We start from the raw sequence: 16,346 nt of genomic DNA, 5'->3' as shown, positions 1-16,346 counted from the left end.
TGCGCGATGGCAGGATCGTCGGCATGACCGGTGAACTGTTCGTGCGCCGTGGTGGTACCGGGGACCGGACGCTCCTGCTGTTGCACGGGCTGGGCGCGACCGGCGAGGTGTGGCAAGGGGTGACCGAGGCGCTGGCCGACCAGCGTCCCGGCGAGTGGAACTGGGTGGTGCCCGACCTGCCGGGGCACGGGCGCTCGGCCGCGATGCCGTCCTACTCCTTCGGCGGGCTGACCGCCGAGATCGCGAAGTCGGTCAGCGGCGACGTGACCGTTCTGGGGCATTCGCTGGGCGGTGTGCTCGCGCTGACGCTGGCGAGCGGCTGGTTCGGCCCGTCGGTGTCGGCGGTGTGCGGGCTCGGCATCAAGGTGCGCTGGAGTCCCGATGACCTGGCGAAGGCAGCCGCGGTGGCGAGCAAGCCGGCGCGTGTGTTCGCCACTCGCGAGGAGGCGGCGGACCGCTGGCTCAAGGTCTCCGGGCTGGTGGGCCTCGTGCCGCTTGAGGCGGTAAGCGCGGGCGTGATCCCGGACGGCGACGGCTGGCGTGTGGCGCTGGACCAGGGCGCGTTCGGCGTCGGCGCGCCGGATATGCGGGGCCTGCTGGCCACGGCGGATGGGCGCGTGGTCCTGGCCGCGGGCGAGCACGACCCGATGTGCCCGGCGGACCACCTGCGCGAACTCGTGCCGGACCCGGTGGTGCTGCCCGGCCTCGGGCACAACGCCCACGTCGAGGACCCGGCCGCGGTACTCGGCCTGCTCGACCACCTGCGCGAGCCGGCTGACACTAACCGTTAGCGCGTCACCACGGACGCTGAGCGTTGGCGCGTCGGCCCGGCGTCTGGCTGGCGCTAACCGTTAGTACGTCGTCGTGTACGGGGTTGACCGCCACCGCTAGTTGACCGCCACCACTAGTTGGTCGCCGCTTCTAGTTCGTCGCTACTGCGTCGTCCAGGGAGACGCGTGCTTCCCAGTCGATGTGGTGTTTGGTGAGCCAGTCGGCGTTGTTGCGCGGGCCCTTCTTCAGCACGCGCGGCAGGATCGCGTCGCGCACCATGCGCTTGAGCGGGCCCGGCACCGCGGTGCCGCCCATGCGGGCGCTGGTCGCCACCACGCGTTCGACGCGCTCGCGCCGCAGTCCCTCGTAGGCGCGGAAAGCGTCGCCGATCTGCGCGACATCCCGCAGGCAGCGCGCCAGCGTGACCCCGTCCTCGGCGGCCAGCGAAGCGCCCTGCCCGGCGTTCGGCGCGGCCACGTGCGCGGCGTCCCCGAGGATCACCATCGAGCCCGCGTGCCAGACCGGGGTCGACGGGATGTGGTACGCGTTGCTCGCGGTCACGTCGCACCCGGTGGCGCGCACGATGTCCGCGGCGGGCGTGTTGTCCTTCGCGAACAGCTCCAGCACCCTGGCCTTCCACTCCTCCGCACTGATCGCCGCCAGGTCCGCCTTGCTCAGCTCGGCACCGGGCGCGTTCGTGAACCACCAGGTCTCGCCGTTCGGCGCGGTGACGTACCCGAAGAAGGCACGCTTGCCGTAGATCATCCGATAGGTGCCGTCCGGGGCGGGCGACGGCGCGTTCTCGGCGTAACCGCAGATGGTCGTGTTGCCGAGGTGCCGTGGCCGGGGCGCGGTCTCGTCGATCAGAGCGCGGGTGGCCGAGTGGATGCCGTCGGCGCCGATGAGCAGGTCGCCCTTGGCCTGGTCGCCGTCGGCGAAGGTGGCGACCACACCGCCGTCGGAGGTGTTGCGTGCGCTGGTCAGCCGCTTGCCGTGCTCGATCCGGATGTCGCGCGCGGCCAGCTCGTCCTGGAGCACGCGGTACAGCGTGGCGCGCTTGAGGGTGCGCGGCCCGAGCACGCCTTCGCGGCGCAGCGGCACCTCACCGAGGAACTTGCCGGTGCCGCTGAGGAACTGCACCGTCGACGCGGCGAACGATTCGTCGGCCACCCGCTCGTGCACGCCGATCGCGCGCAGCGCGTCCTGGCCGTTGCTCATCAGCGTGAGGAAGGCGCCGACGTCGTCGGCTCCGGTCGGGTAGGCCTCGTAGACCACCGAGTCGATGCCCGCCTTGCGCAGGGCCATCGCGGTCACCGGGCCGGCGATGCCCCCGCCGATGATCAGCGCGTGGGTCATCGGCTCGCCTGCAATGCGCGTGACAACGCGACCAGCTCGCGGACGTCGGCGTCGAGCCCCTCGCCCGTGGGCATCGCCACCGGCACCGCCTGCTTCGGCGCCGGATCACCGGAGGAACGCGTGCGCAGGGCCTCCTTCAACTTGTCCGCCAGATTCTCGTGCGTCACCGGCTGCTCCCGCAGGTCAGCGAGGTAGGGACTGATCCGCACCAGCCCGTCTCGGCACTCGATCACCCGCCGGTAGTAGCGCCGGTGCACGCCGGTGACGCTGAGCAGGTCGCGCCAGCGGCTGGCGGGCACCCGGCTGAGCGCGTCCTCCGGGAACTCCTGGTGCAGCACGGTCCACAGCGGGCCGAGCCGCCGGTACATCCGGCGGTGGTGCAGCCACACCGCGGCGGCCGCCAGCTTCCGCGCCGCCGCCGGGTAGATGAAGCCGATCAGGAAGAGCACGATGCCGGGCAGCAGGAAGAACATCGCGCCGATGGAGCCGATGGTGGTCTGCGCGGTGCCGTCGGCGCCCGGCGCGGCGGCCATGCCCAGCCAGCGCAGGATGACCGCCGGGATGAACAGGCAGTCCGCGATCACGATCATCGACATGCCGACGCCCGCCATCCGCAGCCCGCGCCGCACGCTGCGCTCGGCGCCCTTCGCGGACTTGAAGGCCCAGCGCGCGGCGAGGCCGAAACCGAGCCCCATGTAGGCGTCGGCGGTGACGAAGAACAACGCCACCCCGGTCACCGAGTGGTCGTTCGTGGCCACCCCGGCCGGGGTGATCGCCGCGGCCACGATCAGCACCACCTCGGCGACGCCCAGCGGGATCAGGTACCGCGTGGTCTTGCGCAGCGCCTCGCGCTGGTCCAGCGCGGAGAACAGGAAGAACGAGATCAGGCAGTTGACCGCGACCAGCAGGATGCCGTGCTGGATCAGCCGCGACACCATCGGCGGCAGGCCGAGGAACACCTGATTCTCCCCGGCGATCAGGCCGAACGGGTAGGCGATGGCCAGGCAGGCGACCGCGATCGTCACGCACCACAGCGGCGCCGACCGCGGTGAGCGGGCCAGTCGGATAAGCAGCCAGGTCAGCGCCGCGATCGCGACGACGCCGTAGGCGAGCAGTCCGGCGCTCACAGCCACCCCAGCCGGTCGGAGAGCGCCGCCTCCATCCGGCGGGTGGACGGCGCGTTCGCCCCGGGCGCGACCCGGTCGAGCACCGACGCCCATTCGAGAATGATCGTGGCGACCGTCTCGGCTTCGCGCTCGTGCTCGGTGTCGTAGGAGGTGCGGCGGAGCGCGCGGCGCACCGCGTCGGACTCCAGGTCCGGGTACCGCTCGCGCAGCGCGTTCGGTTCCACGTCGGGGTACAGCTCGGCGAGCAGCGCGTCGTCGCCCTCGTCGCTGTGGTGGCCGGCCAGGATGTGGCCGAGCTCGTGCAGGATGATGTGGCCCTGGTGGGCCTTGCTGGTTTCCTGCTGGTAGAGGATGTAGTCGGCGGACTTGGTGGTGATCCAGACGCCGAACGGGCCGGGCACCGGGATGGCGTGGGCGATCAGCCGGATCGGCTTGCCCCGGCGCTCACCCACCTTGCGGCACAGTTCGGTCACGTCCAGCGGCGGGCGGATGTCCAGTTCGTTCAGCAGCTGCCTGCACTGCCGGCGTAACGCTCGCTCGCGCACCGGATCACTCCTCCGTGTCGGCTCGGGCGGCCCGCTCCTCGCGGTAGACGACGTTGAGCAACTCCATCACCAGGCGACGGCGTTCGGGTGAAAGTTCGCCCGCCCGCATGGCCATCAGCTGGGCGTCGCTGCTGCCCGCGATCTCGTTGAGCCTGGCCTGCTCGGACTTCAGTTCCGCCAGTTGCCTGTCGACCCTATCGGTGACCGCGTCGTCGAAGAAGTAGCTCGCGGGCACACCGAAGAAGCCGGCCAGCGCCTGGAGGTGCTTGAAGGTCGGGTTGTCCTTCTTGCCCTTGCGCAGCTGCCAGATGTAGCTCTGCGAGATCTTGACTTCGCCCTGGTCGCAGATGGTCGCCGCGACGTGCTCGTTGCTGTATTCCTGCCCGCTGCGCGGTGTCTGGTTGGCGAACAAGTGGTTGAGCTTGTCCGCCAGGCTCCGGCTACCCCGATCCACCGTGTCCGCCTCTCCACATTTCGACTGAGGAAGAAGTCCATCCGGTCGGCTTTCTTCGCTTCAGTTGAAACCACGGTCCGCGCCCATTAGTCTCCAGAGCGTGACCGGATTGACTGATGCGAAAGAGGGTAGCAGCCGGACACTGTATGTGAGTACAAGCGGACGCGACCGATCCGCTGCCACCGTGCCCGGCGCCGTGCGCACCGCCGACCGCGGCCTGTGCTGCGAACTCTGCGGTGAACCGCTGGGCTACCGCGCGATGGACCGGCTCACCGGCCTGCCGGGCCGCTGGGAGTGGGACCACCAGGCCGGGCACGCCCTGCAGGGCCACGCCCACCGGCCGGGGGTGGTGCTGCTGGTCGACCTGGACCGGTTCCAGGCCATCAACGACGCGCATGGTCATCTCGCCGGGGACACGGTGCTGACTTCGGTGGCCCTCGCGCTGCGGAACACCGTGCGCGACGGCGACGTCCTCGGCCGGTTCGGCGGGCACGACGGGGACGAGTTCCTCGTGTTCCTGCCCGCGACCCGGCTCGAGCAGGGTCTTTCGGTCGCGCGGGACATACGTACCAGGATAAGGACCATCGTGGTCACCGTGCGATCCGCGATCGGCCATACGGTGGTCATCGAGGAGCTGACCGGCTCGATCGGCGTCGGCCTGCACCATCCCGGGCTGGGCACCGGACTTCGCGAGCTGGTCAGCGAGGCGAGCCTCGCACTGCAGACCGCCAAGCGCTCCGGGCGCGACCGGATCTCCCTGCCCCCGGTCGCCTGATCTAGCGGCAGACCTCACCGAGGGCGGCCATGGCGTCGTCGAGCTGGGTGTCGGCCAGGTAGGGCGCCGGTCCGAAGCGGAGGTACTCCCCGCGGCTGTCGGTACGGACGCCGCGCTTCTCCAGTTCCGCGCAGAACTCCCCTGCCCGCGGACTCCGCAGCGCGAGGAACCCGCCGAACGCCTCGCGCGGCAGCTGCTCGCGGCTGATCAGCGACGGCGGCAGGTCCAGCGCGTCGAACCGGTCGGCGAGCCGGGTGGTCTGGCGTAGCGAGATCTCCCGCAGCCGCGTGGCGGTCAGCTTCTGCTGGGAAAAGAAGGCGGCCACCCTGGCGGCGCGGTAGTGGCTGGTCGGGTCGTAGGTGGCGCCCGCGAACCGGTCGGCGCCGGCGGCGTAGGCGACTTCGCCGGGGCGCCGCGCGTCGGCGATCGCGCCGAATTCGGCGAACCACCCGGTCACCACCGGGCGCAGTTCGGCGGCGTGCGGCGGGATGCGCAGGAAGCAGTTGCCCTCGCCGAACTGCAGGTACTTGTACCCGCCGCCGACGATCCAGGCCTCGTCCAGCCCGTCCATCGAGAACGGGACCACGCCGAGTGCGTGGTACGCGTCCACGACCAGCTCGGCACCACGCGCGGCACACCGCTCGGCCAGGGCCTGCACATCGTATACGATACGCGATGTCTCGAACAGCACCTTCGAGACGAACACCGCGCACGTCCTGTCGTCGACCTCAGCGGCGAGGCGCGCGGCCAGCGACTCCACCGGCGAGGCCGCCACCCGGACCACCTCGATCCCCACCTCGGCCAGCCTCGCGAGCTGGCGCCGCAGGGTGTGGAACTCGCCGTCGGTGGTCACCAGGCGCGGTCGCGAGCGCAGGTCGAGCGCGGACAGCAGGCGGATCACCAGCTCGTGCGTGTTCGCCCCGAGCGCCAGTTCGGCCGCCGGGTCGCCCAGCCAGCCGCGGAACGCGGCACGCACTTCGTCCGCCTTCGCGAACGCGCGCTCCCACTTGGCGTCGACCTCGAGCGCGGCGTCCTCGAAGGCTTCGAGCTGGCCCTCGAGTGCCACGTCCGGCCAGGCCTGGTGTGAATGGGCCGAGAGCAGCAGCCGCTCGGCCACGCGGAAGCGCCGGTAGTGCGCGGCGAGCGGGTTCACAGCCTGCTCCGCACGGCCCACAGGTCCGGGAACATCGGCTGGAACAAGGTCTGACGCAGGTAGTGCGCCCCCGACGAGCCGCCGGTGCCGGTTTTGTCGCCGATGGTCCGCTCGACCATCTTCACGTGCCGGTACCGCCATTCCTGCATGCCTTCGTCCAGGTCGACCAGGAGCTCGGCGAGCGTCGATGGCCCGCCGTCGTCCTGGTACACCTTCAGCAGCACGTCCTGCAGTTCCTCCGACGGCTCCAGCGGCTTCGCGCAGTCCCGCCCGGCGGGCACTTCGTAACCGCATTTCGCCAGGTAGGTGAGGTAGGAGTCGAACACGGACGGCCGGGTCATGGCGGCGGTGACGCGGTCCCTGGCCGGGCCGGGCGGGTGGTGCCGGACCGCGCGGTCGTCGCGGCGGCCGAGCACCGACTCCAGTTCGCGGAACTGCACCGACTGGAACCCGCTCGACGCGTCCAGCCGCGCCCGGAAGCCGGTGAACTGGCTCGGCGTCATCGTCTCCAGCACGTCGATCTGCGCGACGATCACCTTGAAGATGGTCAGCACCCGCCGCAGCGAGCGCACCGCGTGCGCGGTCGCGCCCGCCTCGAGCTGCCGCTGCAACTCGGCCAGTTCGTGCAGGATCTGCTTGAACCACAGTTCGTAGACCTGGTGGATGACGATGAACAGCAGCTCGTCGTGCTCTTCGGAGCGCGGGCGCTGCGCGTTGAGAATCTCGTCCAGCGCCAGGTACGAGGTGTAGGTCAGTGCCGCGTTGTCGGCAGCGGGCGGCGACGGCTCGGACGGCTGCGATGGCTCAGACGGCTCGGTCGGCTCGGTCATGGGGTGGTCACCTCGTCGAAGTGTCGTTGCGCGGCGGGGGCCAGTGCCGCCTGCAGGTGGTGGAACAGCTCGACCGCCCGGTCGCGACCGGCGGGGGCCGGCACGATCTCCCCGGGCAGCTCCGGATCCCTGGCCGGGAACTCCCGGAAGAGGTGGAGCAGCCGCGTGCGCAGGGCGAACGCGGCCGCGTCATCAAGCCCGGCGCGGGCCCGCTCATCGGCATAGCCCTCGAACTCGGCGACAAACGCGCGGTAGCGGGCGGCCAGGTCGTCGAGGTCCCAGGCACGCGCGGCGAAGACCCCGATGTCGAGCCCGGCGGACGGCTTGCCGAGCATGAGCCCAGCGTGCGCGGTCACCTCCAGCTCACGCAGCAGGTCCAGCACCTCCCGCTCACGATCGTGCGGCGCCAGCCACGTGCCGTCCTGCACCGAGCCGAAGCCGAGGAACCGCAGCCGCCGCACCAGCCGCTCCCGCGCGACGCGGCGGTCGTCCGGGATCTGGTGCCAGAGCACGGTCCAGTCGCCGGCGCGCGCCACAGTGCGCCCGAGGGAGAAGATCCGCCGGTCGCCGTCCTCCAGCACGGACAGCGTCCGCCGGGTCAGCCGGTAGTAGACGCGCCTGCCGTCCTTGTGCCGTTCGAGCAGGTCGCGGCGGACCACGCGGGTCAGCGCGATGCGGGCCGCACCCTCGGAGAAGCCGAGTTCGGCGAGCAGCGCGACCAGCCCGCCCGACCAGACCCGGCGGGTGCGCCGCGGTTCGGCGTACCCGCCGAGCAGGGTCATCACCAGCTCCTGGGGAGCTGGCTCGAAGGCACCGGGGTCCACCCGTCCAACTCTATACACCCCACCCGGCTGCCGTGTAGGTTGATTTTGATGAAGGTCGGAATCGGACTGCCGAACACCACCCCGGACGCGACCGGCCGGCTGCTGGCCGAGTGGGCGCGGCGGGCCGACGACGGCCCGTTCTCCACCGTCGCCGTGCTGGACCGCCTGGTCTACGACAGCGTCGAGCCGTTCACCGCGCTCGCCGCGGCGGCCGCGGTCACCGAGCGGGTGCGGCTGGCCACCAACATCGCGATCGGCCCGCTGCGCAGCGGGGCGATGCTCGCCAAGCAGGCGGACTCGGTGGCGCGCCTGAGCGGCGGCCGGTTCACCCTCGGCCTGGGCGTCGGCGCCCGGCGCGACGACTACACCGCCGCCGAGGCCGACCACCGCACCCGCGGCGAACGCCTGTCCGCGCAGCTCGCGCACCTGCGCGCGGAGAACACCGATATCGAGCTGCTGGTCGGCGGCAGCAGCGGCGCGGCGTTCGCCAGGATGGCCCGCTACGCCGACGGGTTCGCCCACGGCGGCGGCCCGCCGCGCGCGTTCGCCTCCGCGGCGACCAGGGCCCGAGCCGCCTGGCACGACCTCGGCCGCCCCGGCACGCCGAAGCTCTGGGGCCAGGGCTACTTCGCGCTCGGCGACCCGGACCGCGGGTCCGCCTACCTGCGCGACTACTACGCCTTCACCGGCCCGTTCGCCGAGACCATCGCCGCGGCCAACCTGACCAGCGCCCGCGCGATCAAGGACTTCGTCCGCGGGTACGCGGCCGAGGGCTGCGACGAGCTGATCCTCTTCCCCACCGTTTCCGACCTCGACGAAGTCGACCGGCTGGCCGAGGTGCTGGCATGAAGGTCTGCGTGCTGGGTGCCGGGCCGGCGGGGCTGTACCTGTCGATCCTGCTCAAGAAGGCCGACCCGGCACACGAGATCGAGATCTTCGAGCGCAACGCGCCGGGCGCGACCTTCGGCTGGGGTGTGGTCTTCTCCGAAGAAACCCTCGGCGAACTGCGCGACGCCGACTACGCCACGTTCCTGCGGATCACCGACACCTTCGCGCGCTGGGACGCCATCGACATCCGCTACCGGGGCGAGGTGCTGCGCTCGCGAGGGCACGGCTTCTCCGCGATCGCGCGCAAGAAACTGCTCGCCATCCTGCAGGAACGCTGCCGCGAGCTGGGCGTCGTGCTGCACTTCGAGACCAGCGTCGAGGACCCCGCCGAGTTGCCGGAGGCCGATCTGGTGGTCGCCGCCGACGGGGTCAACAGCGTGCTGCGGCGCTCCCGCGACTTCGGCACGCGCTCGGCACCGCAGGGCGGCAAGTACATCTGGTACGGCACGGACCTGGTGCTCGACGCCTTCCGGTTCAGCTTCGCCGAGACCGAGCACGGCCTGATCCAGACCCACTCCTACCCGTTCGACGAGCACACGAGCACGGTCATCGTCGAGTGCCCCGAGCCGACCTGGCGGGCCGCGGGCCTGGACCGGATGAGCGAAGAGGAGAGCATCAACTTCTGCGAGGAGCTGTTCGCCCGCGACCTCGCCGGGCACCGCCTGCTGTCGAACAAGTCGGCCTGGCTCAGCTTCCCGCGCATCCGGAACCGCCGCTGGAGCGACGGCAACGTGGTGCTGCTCGGCGACTCGGCGCACACCGCGCACTTCTCCATCGGCTCGGGCACCAAGCTCGCCATGGAGGACGCGGTCTCGCTGGCCAACGCGTTCGTGCGGCACGGCCACCACGACCGGGCCGCGATCCGGGCCGCGCTGGTGCACTACGAACTGGAGCGGCGGCCGGTGGTGGACCGCTTCCAGCAGGCCGCGGCCGACAGCGCCGGGTACTTCGAGCGGGTCCGGCACCACACCGGCCTGCCGCCGCGGCAGTTCGCGGTCAACCTGCTCACGCGCAGCGGCCGGATCAGCCACGCCAATCTCGCGATGCGTGATCCGGAGTTCGTCCGGCGGGCTGACCTCGACTTCGCGGGCGAGCCGGACCGGCTGTTCGCGCCGCCCCCGTTCCTCACGCCGCTGCGGCTCGGCAAGGCGGTCATCCCGAACCGGCTCGTGGTCACGGGTGAACCGCGGGGTGCGGGGCTGGTGCGCACCGAGCCGATCGCGGTGTCCGAGGACGGGCGCATCACGCCGGAAACGCCGGTCGGCGTCGGCTCCTGGCCGGTCGGTGAGGTGCACGAGTCGGGTGCGCTGGTGATGGCCTGCCTCACGCACGCCGGCCGGCGCGGCGCGACCCGGCCCGCGCGGTACGGCGTCGACGTGCCGTTGCCGGAGAACGAGGCCTGGCCGTTGGTGTCGGCGTCGGCGGTGCCGTACGGGCCGTTGAGCCAGGTGCCGAAGGCCGCCGGCGAGGCGGAGCTGAACCGGATTCGCGATGAGTTCGCCTCGGCGGCTGCTGAGGCCGCGACCGCCGGGTTCGACCTGCTCGAGCTGGATTTCGCGCAGGGCAGGCTGCTCGCGAGCTTCCTGTCACCGTTAACCAATCCGGCCGAGGACCGGCTCCGCTTCCCACTGGAGGTGCTGGCCGCGTGCCGGGAGGCGTGGCCGGAGGAGCGCCCGCTCGTGGTCCGGCTGACCGTCGACGACTGGGCGCCACGCGGGGCCACGATCGAGGACGGCGTGGCGTACGCGCGGGCGTTCGCGGAGGCGGGCGCGTCGATGATCCACGTCGAGGCCGGGCAGACCGTCGCCGAGAGCAGGCCGGTGTACCGCCGGGGCTTTCTCACCACGCTCAGCGACCGCGTCCGCGCCGAAGCAGCCGTGCCAACGCTTGTTGGTGGACACCTGACCACCACGGACGAGGTCAACACCGTGCTCGCCGCCGGACGGGCCGACCTATGCCTGCTCGACGTTCCGGTGGAGGCGTGAGATGTACTTCGCCGAGCTGACCTCTCCCGAAGTCGAAGCCCTGCGGTCGGGCTCGCGCACGCCGGTGCTGCTGCTGCCGGTGGGCGCCGTCGAACCCCACGGCCCGCACGCGCCGCTCGGCACCGACCCGCTGATCTCGCAGGGCATGTGCGAGCGCGCGGCCCGGCGCCTCGACGGTGATCCGGAGGTGCGCGTGCTGATCCTGCCCGCGCTCCCCTACGGCGTGACCCGGTTCGCGCGGGGCTTCGCCGGCGGGGTCCACGTCGGCGCGGAAACGCTGTTCGCGCTGGTCACCGACGTGTGCCGGGCGCTCGCCGAGCAGGGTCTCGACCGCGTGGTGATCGTGAACAACCACTTCGAACCCGAGCACGTGGCCACGCTGCGCCGCGCGGCCGAGTCGGCCGGGGCCGCCTACCTCGACCTGGTGCGGCGCCGCAACGCGGAACGGCTCACCGAGGAGTTCCGGAGCGGTTCGTGCCACGCCGGGCGGTACGAGACCTCGCTGGTGCTCGCCGACCGGCCGGACCTCGTCGACACCGCGGCCATGCGCGCCCTGCCCGCCGTGCCGGTCGACCTGCCGTCGGCGATGCGGGCCGGGCAGGCCGACTTCCGCGACATGGGCATGACCGCCGCGTATTGCGGCGCACCGGCCGAAGCGACCGCCGAAGAAGGCGCCGAAACCTTCGAAACCTTGACCACCATGCTCGTCGAAACCATTCGCGCGGCCGCGAAGGGGGCGTGACGATGTACTCGAACATCACCTCGTACTTCCTGGACCGCAACGAAGGCTCGCGAACCGCGTTGATCACGCCGGAGCGGACGGTCACCTACGCCGAACTCAGCGCGCTGAGCAACCGGTCCGGGAACGCGCTGCACGCCCTCGGAGTCCGCAGTGGACAGCGGGTGCTGCTGGCGCTGAACGACGGGATCGAATTCGTCGCCGCGTGGTACGGCGCGCAGAAAATAGGCGCGGTCACCGCCGAGGTCTACACCTTCCTGCAGCCCAAGGACTACGCGTACTTCCTGAACTACACCGAGGCTGTTGTGGTGATCGCCGACGCGACCACGCTGGGCCCGTTGCGGGAAGCGGGTGCGCGCGACCTCGTGGTCGCCGGGGTCAACCAGAGCGAGCTGCGGCCAGGTGAGCATTCGCTGGAGACCTTGCTCGCCGAGGCCTCTGACCAGCTCGAACCGGTCGAGACGCCCGACGACGCCACCGCGATCTGGAAGTTCACCACCGGCAGCACCGGCGCGCCCAAGGCGTGCACGCACACGCGCCGCAGCCCGATCCGCAGTTTCGAGCTGTACGCCAAGGAAGTGCTCGGCATCAACGCCGATGACAAGGTGCTCGGTGTGCCGAAGCTGTTCTTCGGTTACGCCCGCGACCTGGTCGCGATGTTCCCGTTCGGCGTCGGCGGCTCCGGCATCGTGTTCCCCGAGCGCACCACGCCGGAGCTGCTCTTCCGGCTGATCGCCGAGCACCGGCCGACGATCCTGGTCAACGTGCCGACGATGATGAGCGCCATGCTGGCCCACCCGTCGGCCGCCGACCAGGACCTCAGCTGCCTGCGGCTGTGCACCTCGGCCGGTGAGGCGCTGCCCGCCGAAGTGCACCGGAAATGGGATGAAACCTTCGGCGTCGAAGTGGTCGACGGAATCGGTTCGTCCGAGGCCTACCACATCTTTTTGTCGAACAGACCGGGTGCGGCCAAGCGCGGCAGCCTCGGCCGCGAAGTACCCGGATATTCGGCACGGGTCATCGACGATTCCGGGACCGAGTTGCCCGACGGCGAAATCGGCACACTGGAAGTCACCGGCCCGACGATCGCCGGGGAATACTGGGGCGACGCCGAAAAGTCCGCCCGCACTTTCCACGGCGACACTCTCCGTTCCGGCGATTTGTTCAGCCGCGACACCGACGGGTTCTTCACCCATCACGGCCGCGCTGACGACCTGCTCAAGATCGGCGGCATCTTCGTCGCCCCGAGCGAAATCGAGAACTGCCTGCTGGGCCATCCCGAGGTCGTCGAATGCGCGGCGCTCGGTTACGAGCAGGACGGGCTGACCCGCGTGCGCGCCTTCGTCGTGCGGAACGGCACGGTCACCGAGGACGAGCTGCGCGAATACGGCCGCGCGCGCCTGGCCGGGCACAAGTACCCGCGCGAGATCGTCTTCGTGGACAGCCTGCCGCGCACAGCCAACGGCAAGCTCGATCGCCGCGCGCTGCGGACGGAGGACCGATGAGCAGGCTCGTGGTGGTCACCGGCGGCACACGCGGCATCGGCGCCGCCATCGCCGCGCGGTTCGCCGACGCCGGGGACCGCGTCGTCGCGCCCGGCCGCAAGGACTGCGACGTGACCGACGAAGCCGCGGTGACCGCCTTCTTCGCCGACGTCGGCCCGGTCGACGTGCTGGTCAACAACGCGGGCGTCTCGACGAGCGCGCCCCTGACCCGGACCTCGCTCGCGGACTGGCGGGCGCAGCACGAGGTCAACGCGACCGGCGCCTTCCTGTGCACCCGGGCCGTGCTGCCGAGCATGCGCGAACGCGACTCGGGCCGGATCGTCACCGTGGCCTCGACCGCCGGGCACGCCGGTTACCGCTACACCGCCGGCTACACCGCGTCCAAGCACGCGGCGGTGGGCCTGACCAGGGCGGTCGCCGCCGAGGTCGCGGGCACCGGGGTCACCTCGAACGCGGTCTGCCCGGCGTTCGTGCGCACCGACATGACCCGCACGTCGATCGAGCGCATCAGCGACTCGACCGGCCGCGACGCGGCGCAGGCCGAAGCGGCGCTGGCTGCCGCGTCGCCGCTCGGGCGGCTGCTCGAGCCCGAGGAGGTGGCCTTCGCGGTCGCCTTTCTCGCCGCACCCGAGGCCGCCGCGGTCAACGGGCAGACGATCGTTCTCGACGGAGGTGGGATCCAGCTATGAGCCCGTTCCGCGCTTCGCCCGGCTTCACCGGGCAGTGGGCGCATTTCGACTTCGAGGTGGCCGATGGCGTCGCGACCGTCACACTGAACCGGCCGGAGAAGCTCAACGCGCTGACCTTCGACGTCTACGCCGACCTGCGTGACCTGCTCGCCGAGCTGCCGCACCGCGGGGACGCGAAGGTGCTGGTGATCGCCGGCCAGGGGCGCGGCTTCTGCTCGGGCGGGGACGTCGAAGAGATCATCGGCGAGCTGCAGAAGTTCGACACCGCGCAGTTGCTGGAGTTCACCAGGATGACCGGCGCCGTGGTCAAGGCGCTGCGCGAGTGCCCGCTGCCGGTGCTCGCGTCGATCAACGGGATCGCCGCGGGAGCCGGTTCGGTGATCGCGCTGGCCAGCGACTTCCGGCTGATGGCGCGCTCGGCCGCGTTCGCCTTCCTGTTCACGAAGGTCGGCCTGGCCGGGGCGGACATGGGCTCGGCGTACCTGCTGCCGCGAGTGGTCGGGCTCGGCCGCGCGACCGAGCTGCTGATGCTGGGCGACAAGATCCGCGCCGAGAAGGCCGAGCAGATCGGCCTCGCCTCGCAGGTGGTCGACGACGAGCAGCTGCCAGCCGCGACCACCGAGCTGGCCCGCCGCCTCGCCGACGGCCCGGCGCTGGCGTATTCGACCACCAAGGTGCTGCTCACCAGGGAACTCGACATGGACCTCGGCAGCTCGATCGAGCTGGAGGCGATGACGCAGGCGCTGTTGATGACCAGCAAGGACCACGGCGAGTTCTACCGCGCGTGGACGGCGGGGAGGAGTCCGCAATGGACGGGCCGGTGAGCGCGCACCGGATCGTGGTCGCGCCGGAGCTGGCGGAGCCGGTCGGCTTCGCGCACGCGGTGGTGGCCGCGCCGGGGCGCACGGTCTACCTCGGCGGGCAGACCGCGCAGGGCCGCGACGGCGAGATCGTCGGCGAAACGATCGCCGAGCAGTTCGACGTGGCCGCCGGGAACGTGACCGCCGCGCTGCGAGCCGCCGGTGGACAGCCCGGCGACCTGGTGTCGCTGCTGTTCTACGTGACCGACGTGCCCGCCTACCGGGCGGCGCTGAAGGAGCTGGCGCCGCTGTACCGCAAGCACTTCGGACGGCACTACCCGGCGATCGCGCTGCTGGGCGTGGCCGAGTTGTTCGATCCCGCGGCGAAGCTCGAACTGGTCGGCACGGCGGTGATCGCCGATGGGTGACCTCCTGTCCCGCGCCGAGCAGGTCGGCGAGGAACTGCGTGCGCTGGCCCGCGAGGACGGCCGGGTCAACCGGCCGCTGGTGCGCGCGCTGGCCGAACACGGCCTGCTGGACCTGGTGTTCGTGCGCGACGCCGTGGGCTACCGGCCGGTGACCGCGATGGTGCTGTGCCTGCTGCGCGAGGGTCTGGCCCGGCACTGCACCGAGGCCGAGACCGCGTTCGCGGTGCAGGGGCTGGGTTCCTACCCGATCCTGTCGGCGGGCGGGCCGGACCTGGTCGACGAGTGGATTCCCCGCGTCGCCGCCGGTGAGGCCGTCGCCGCGTTCGCGCTGACCGAGCCGGGCGCCGGGTCCGACGTGGCCTCGCTGGCGTTGCGCGCGACCCCGGACGGCAGCGGCTACCGGCTCAACGGTGAGAAGGTCTACATCTCGAACGCACCGGAGGCCGACGTCTATTCGGTGTTCGCGCGCACCGGGGACGCCGGGTCGCGCGGCATCACCGCGTTCTGCGTGCCCGGCTCCACTCCCGGGCTGAGCGGCGAGCCGATCCCGCTGCTGTCACCGCACCCGATCGGGCGGCTGGTGTTCAACAACGTCTTCGTGCCACGAACGCACGTGCTCGGCCAGGTCGGCGGCGGGATGCGCGTGGCGATGGGCACGCTGAACCTGTTCCGGCCCAGCGTCGGCGCCTTCGCGGTGGGCATGGGCCAGGCCGCCCTCGACGCGGCCGTCGCCTACGCCGGTGCACGCGAGGCCTTCGGGCAGCGGCTGCACGAGTTCCAGGCGGTCTCGCACTCGCTGGCCGAGGTCGCGACCCGGCTCAAGGCGGCCCGCCTGCTGGTCCACGACGCGGCCGCCGCCTACGACGAAGGCCGCTCCGAGGTCGCGTCGGCGGCCGCGATGGCCAAGCTGTTCGCCACCGAGACCGCGCAGTACGCGGTGGACACCGCGATCCAGGTCCACGGTGCCCGCGCCCTCGAACGCGGGCACCTGCTGGAACACCTCTACCGCGAAGTGCGCGCGCCCCGCATCTACGAGGGCGCCTCCGAGGTCCAGCGCGAGATCATCGCGCGGGGGCTGTTCCCAAAGCCGCGGTGACGTCCAGCTCGACGAGCTGCCCGGGGTAGCCGAGCACGGTGACCCCGGTCAGGGTGCTCGCGGTGGTGAAGGCCTCGGCGAGCGCGGAAGCGTTGAGCCGGTCCCAGACCGCAGACAGCTCGTCGGCCGAGGTGGTGGCCACGTAGATCACGGTGCGGACCACGTCGGCGGGGCTCGCGCCCGCGGCCTCGAGTGCGGTGAGCGTGTTGGCCACCACCTGGTCGACCTGGGCGAGCAGGCCGCCTTCGACGGTGACGCCGTCGGCGTCGAGCGGGCACTGCCCGGCGAGGAAGGCGAACCGGGCGGGTTCGGTGATGGTCAGGTGGTGGTAACCGGGCGTGCTGTGCAGGGCAGGGGGATTTGTCCGGAGGATGCTCACCC

At 71.4% G+C, this 16,346-nt stretch carries 18 protein-coding genes; 10 read left to right on the top strand and 8 right to left on the bottom strand.

All coding sequences use genetic code 11. The features are described from left to right. Nucleotides 1-23 precede the first annotated feature (23 nt). On the top strand, nt 24-791 hold the full coding sequence (locus tag A4R43_RS38540; RefSeq protein ID WP_113696602.1) for an alpha/beta fold hydrolase: 768 nt from the start codon (nt 24-26) through the stop codon (nt 789-791). A 130-nt stretch (nt 792-921) separates the two neighbouring features. Here the strand turns inward: A4R43_RS38540 and A4R43_RS38535 are convergent, their stop codons facing one another. The 4 genes from A4R43_RS38535 to A4R43_RS38520 are packed head-to-tail and all read right to left on the bottom strand — an operon-like array spanning nt 922 to nt 4,253. Further along, nucleotides 922-2,127 (bottom strand): FAD-dependent oxidoreductase, encoded by a 1,206-nt coding sequence (locus A4R43_RS38535; RefSeq protein WP_113696601.1) that lies wholly within the window; start codon nt 2,125-2,127, stop codon nt 922-924. Next, complete coding sequence (locus A4R43_RS38530; protein WP_113696600.1) at nt 2,124-3,254, bottom strand: MAB_1171c family putative transporter; 1,131 nt, start codon at nt 3,252-3,254, stop codon at nt 2,124-2,126. The genes A4R43_RS38535 and A4R43_RS38530 overlap by 4 nt, the downstream gene beginning before the upstream one ends. After that, on the bottom strand, nt 3,251-3,799 hold the full coding sequence (locus tag A4R43_RS38525) for a zinc metalloprotease (RefSeq protein WP_113696599.1): 549 nt from the start codon (nt 3,797-3,799) through the stop codon (nt 3,251-3,253). Before A4R43_RS38525 ends, A4R43_RS38530 begins: the two co-directional genes overlap by 4 nt. Nucleotides 3,800-3,803: 4 nt before the next feature. After that, nucleotides 3,804-4,253, bottom strand: a complete 450-nt coding sequence (locus A4R43_RS38520) for a helix-turn-helix domain-containing protein (protein WP_113696598.1) — start codon at nt 4,251-4,253, stop codon at nt 3,804-3,806. Nucleotides 4,254-4,437: 184 nt separating this feature from the next. Between A4R43_RS38520 and A4R43_RS38515 the strand changes: the two genes are divergently transcribed. After that, entirely contained in the window at nt 4,438-5,028 is a 591-nt protein-coding gene (locus tag A4R43_RS38515) for a GGDEF domain-containing protein (RefSeq protein ID WP_113696597.1), read from the top strand. Between the two features lies 1 nt (nt 5,029). On the opposite strand, the gene A4R43_RS38510 is transcribed toward A4R43_RS38515, so the two are convergent. From A4R43_RS38510 to A4R43_RS38500, 3 genes are read right to left on the bottom strand one after another with little or no spacing between them, the layout of a single operon-like run. Next, a complete protein-coding gene (locus A4R43_RS38510) occupies nt 5,030-6,181 on the bottom strand; it encodes an aminotransferase class V-fold PLP-dependent enzyme (RefSeq protein ID WP_113696596.1) in 1,152 nt (383 codons plus the stop codon). After that, nucleotides 6,178-7,011 carry a tryptophan 2,3-dioxygenase gene (locus A4R43_RS38505; protein ID WP_113696595.1) on the bottom strand — a complete coding sequence of 278 codons (834 nt, stop codon included), beginning with the start codon at nt 7,009-7,011 and terminating at the stop codon, nt 6,178-6,180. Before A4R43_RS38505 ends, A4R43_RS38510 begins: the two co-directional genes overlap by 4 nt. Continuing rightward, nucleotides 7,008-7,793, bottom strand: a complete 786-nt coding sequence (locus tag A4R43_RS38500) for a PaaX family transcriptional regulator (protein WP_113696594.1) — start codon at nt 7,791-7,793, stop codon at nt 7,008-7,010. The genes A4R43_RS38505 and A4R43_RS38500 overlap by 4 nt, the downstream gene beginning before the upstream one ends. Before the next feature lie 90 nt (nt 7,794-7,883). Between A4R43_RS38500 and A4R43_RS38495 the strand changes: the two genes are divergently transcribed. From A4R43_RS38495 to A4R43_RS38460, 8 genes are read left to right on the top strand one after another with little or no spacing between them, the layout of a single operon-like run. Next, nucleotides 7,884-8,684, top strand: coding sequence for an LLM class flavin-dependent oxidoreductase (locus A4R43_RS38495; RefSeq protein WP_113696593.1), 801 nt, complete (start codon nt 7,884-7,886; stop codon nt 8,682-8,684). Further along, nucleotides 8,681-10,708 carry an FAD-dependent monooxygenase gene (locus A4R43_RS38490; protein WP_113696592.1) on the top strand — a complete coding sequence of 676 codons (2,028 nt, stop codon included), beginning with the start codon at nt 8,681-8,683 and terminating at the stop codon, nt 10,706-10,708. Before A4R43_RS38495 ends, A4R43_RS38490 begins: the two co-directional genes overlap by 4 nt. 1 nt (nt 10,709) lies before the next feature. Further along, on the top strand, nt 10,710-11,450 hold the full coding sequence (locus A4R43_RS38485; RefSeq protein ID WP_113696591.1) for a creatininase family protein: 741 nt from the start codon (nt 10,710-10,712) through the stop codon (nt 11,448-11,450). Nucleotides 11,451-11,452: 2 nt separating this feature from the next. Further along, the gene (locus tag A4R43_RS38480) at nt 11,453-12,952 is read left to right on the top strand and encodes a benzoate-CoA ligase family protein (RefSeq protein ID WP_113696590.1); all 1,500 of its coding nucleotides are present in this window, start codon (nt 11,453-11,455) and stop codon (nt 12,950-12,952) included. Beyond that, nucleotides 12,949-13,641 carry an SDR family NAD(P)-dependent oxidoreductase gene (locus A4R43_RS38475; RefSeq protein ID WP_113696589.1) on the top strand — a complete coding sequence of 231 codons (693 nt, stop codon included), beginning with the start codon at nt 12,949-12,951 and terminating at the stop codon, nt 13,639-13,641. Before A4R43_RS38480 ends, A4R43_RS38475 begins: the two co-directional genes overlap by 4 nt. Beyond that, entirely contained in the window at nt 13,638-14,465 is an 828-nt protein-coding gene (locus A4R43_RS38470; RefSeq protein ID WP_113696588.1) for an enoyl-CoA hydratase family protein, read from the top strand. The genes A4R43_RS38475 and A4R43_RS38470 overlap by 4 nt, the downstream gene beginning before the upstream one ends. Further along, nucleotides 14,450-14,869 (top strand): RidA family protein, encoded by a 420-nt coding sequence (locus tag A4R43_RS38465; protein WP_113696587.1) that lies wholly within the window; start codon nt 14,450-14,452, stop codon nt 14,867-14,869. The genes A4R43_RS38470 and A4R43_RS38465 overlap by 16 nt, the downstream gene beginning before the upstream one ends. Next, nucleotides 14,862-15,965: an acyl-CoA dehydrogenase family protein gene (locus A4R43_RS38460; protein WP_113696586.1), complete on the top strand. Its 1,104-nt coding sequence runs from the start codon at nt 14,862-14,864 to the stop codon at nt 15,963-15,965. Before A4R43_RS38465 ends, A4R43_RS38460 begins: the two co-directional genes overlap by 8 nt. On the opposite strand, the gene A4R43_RS38455 is transcribed toward A4R43_RS38460, so the two are convergent. After that, nucleotides 15,931-16,344 carry a RidA family protein gene (locus tag A4R43_RS38455; RefSeq protein ID WP_113696585.1) on the bottom strand — a complete coding sequence of 138 codons (414 nt, stop codon included), beginning with the start codon at nt 16,342-16,344 and terminating at the stop codon, nt 15,931-15,933. The two genes, A4R43_RS38460 and A4R43_RS38455, sit on opposite strands and share 35 nt — an antisense overlap. Between the last annotated feature and the right edge of the window lie 2 nt (nt 16,345-16,346).

Origin of the sequence: Amycolatopsis albispora (genome assembly GCF_003312875.1) — a bacterium.
Classification (GTDB): domain Bacteria; phylum Actinomycetota; class Actinomycetes; order Mycobacteriales; family Pseudonocardiaceae; genus Amycolatopsis; species Amycolatopsis albispora.
Note: the sequence above shows the minus strand (reverse complement) of the source record. Positions and strands in the feature narration are given on the sequence as shown.

Excerpts from the sequence above, each read along its gene's own strand:
- A4R43_RS38495 (WP_113696593.1), top strand. The coding sequence starts at position 7,884 with ATGAAGGTCGGAATCGGACTGCCGAACACCACCCCGGACGCGACCGGC.
- A4R43_RS38480 (WP_113696590.1), top strand. The coding sequence starts at position 11,453 with ATGTACTCGAACATCACCTCGTACTTCCTGGACCGCAACGAAGGCTCG.
- A4R43_RS38475 (WP_113696589.1), top strand. The coding sequence starts at position 12,949 with ATGAGCAGGCTCGTGGTGGTCACCGGCGGCACACGCGGCATCGGCGCC.
- A4R43_RS38470 (WP_113696588.1), top strand. The coding sequence starts at position 13,638 with ATGAGCCCGTTCCGCGCTTCGCCCGGCTTCACCGGGCAGTGGGCGCAT.
- A4R43_RS38485 (WP_113696591.1), top strand. The coding sequence starts at position 10,710 with ATGTACTTCGCCGAGCTGACCTCTCCCGAAGTCGAAGCCCTGCGGTCG.
- A4R43_RS38540 (WP_113696602.1), top strand. The coding sequence starts at position 24 with ATGACCGGTGAACTGTTCGTGCGCCGTGGTGGTACCGGGGACCGGACG.
- A4R43_RS38465 (WP_113696587.1), top strand. The coding sequence starts at position 14,450 with ATGGACGGGCCGGTGAGCGCGCACCGGATCGTGGTCGCGCCGGAGCTG.
- A4R43_RS38460 (WP_113696586.1), top strand. The coding sequence starts at position 14,862 with ATGGGTGACCTCCTGTCCCGCGCCGAGCAGGTCGGCGAGGAACTGCGT.
- A4R43_RS38490 (WP_113696592.1), top strand. The coding sequence starts at position 8,681 with ATGAAGGTCTGCGTGCTGGGTGCCGGGCCGGCGGGGCTGTACCTGTCG.
- A4R43_RS38535 (WP_113696601.1), bottom strand. The coding sequence starts at position 2,127 with ATGACCCACGCGCTGATCATCGGCGGGGGCATCGCCGGCCCGGTGACC.
- A4R43_RS38505 (WP_113696595.1), bottom strand. The coding sequence starts at position 7,011 with ATGACCGAGCCGACCGAGCCGTCTGAGCCATCGCAGCCGTCCGAGCCG.
- A4R43_RS38500 (WP_113696594.1), bottom strand. The coding sequence starts at position 7,793 with ATGACCCTGCTCGGCGGGTACGCCGAACCGCGGCGCACCCGCCGGGTC.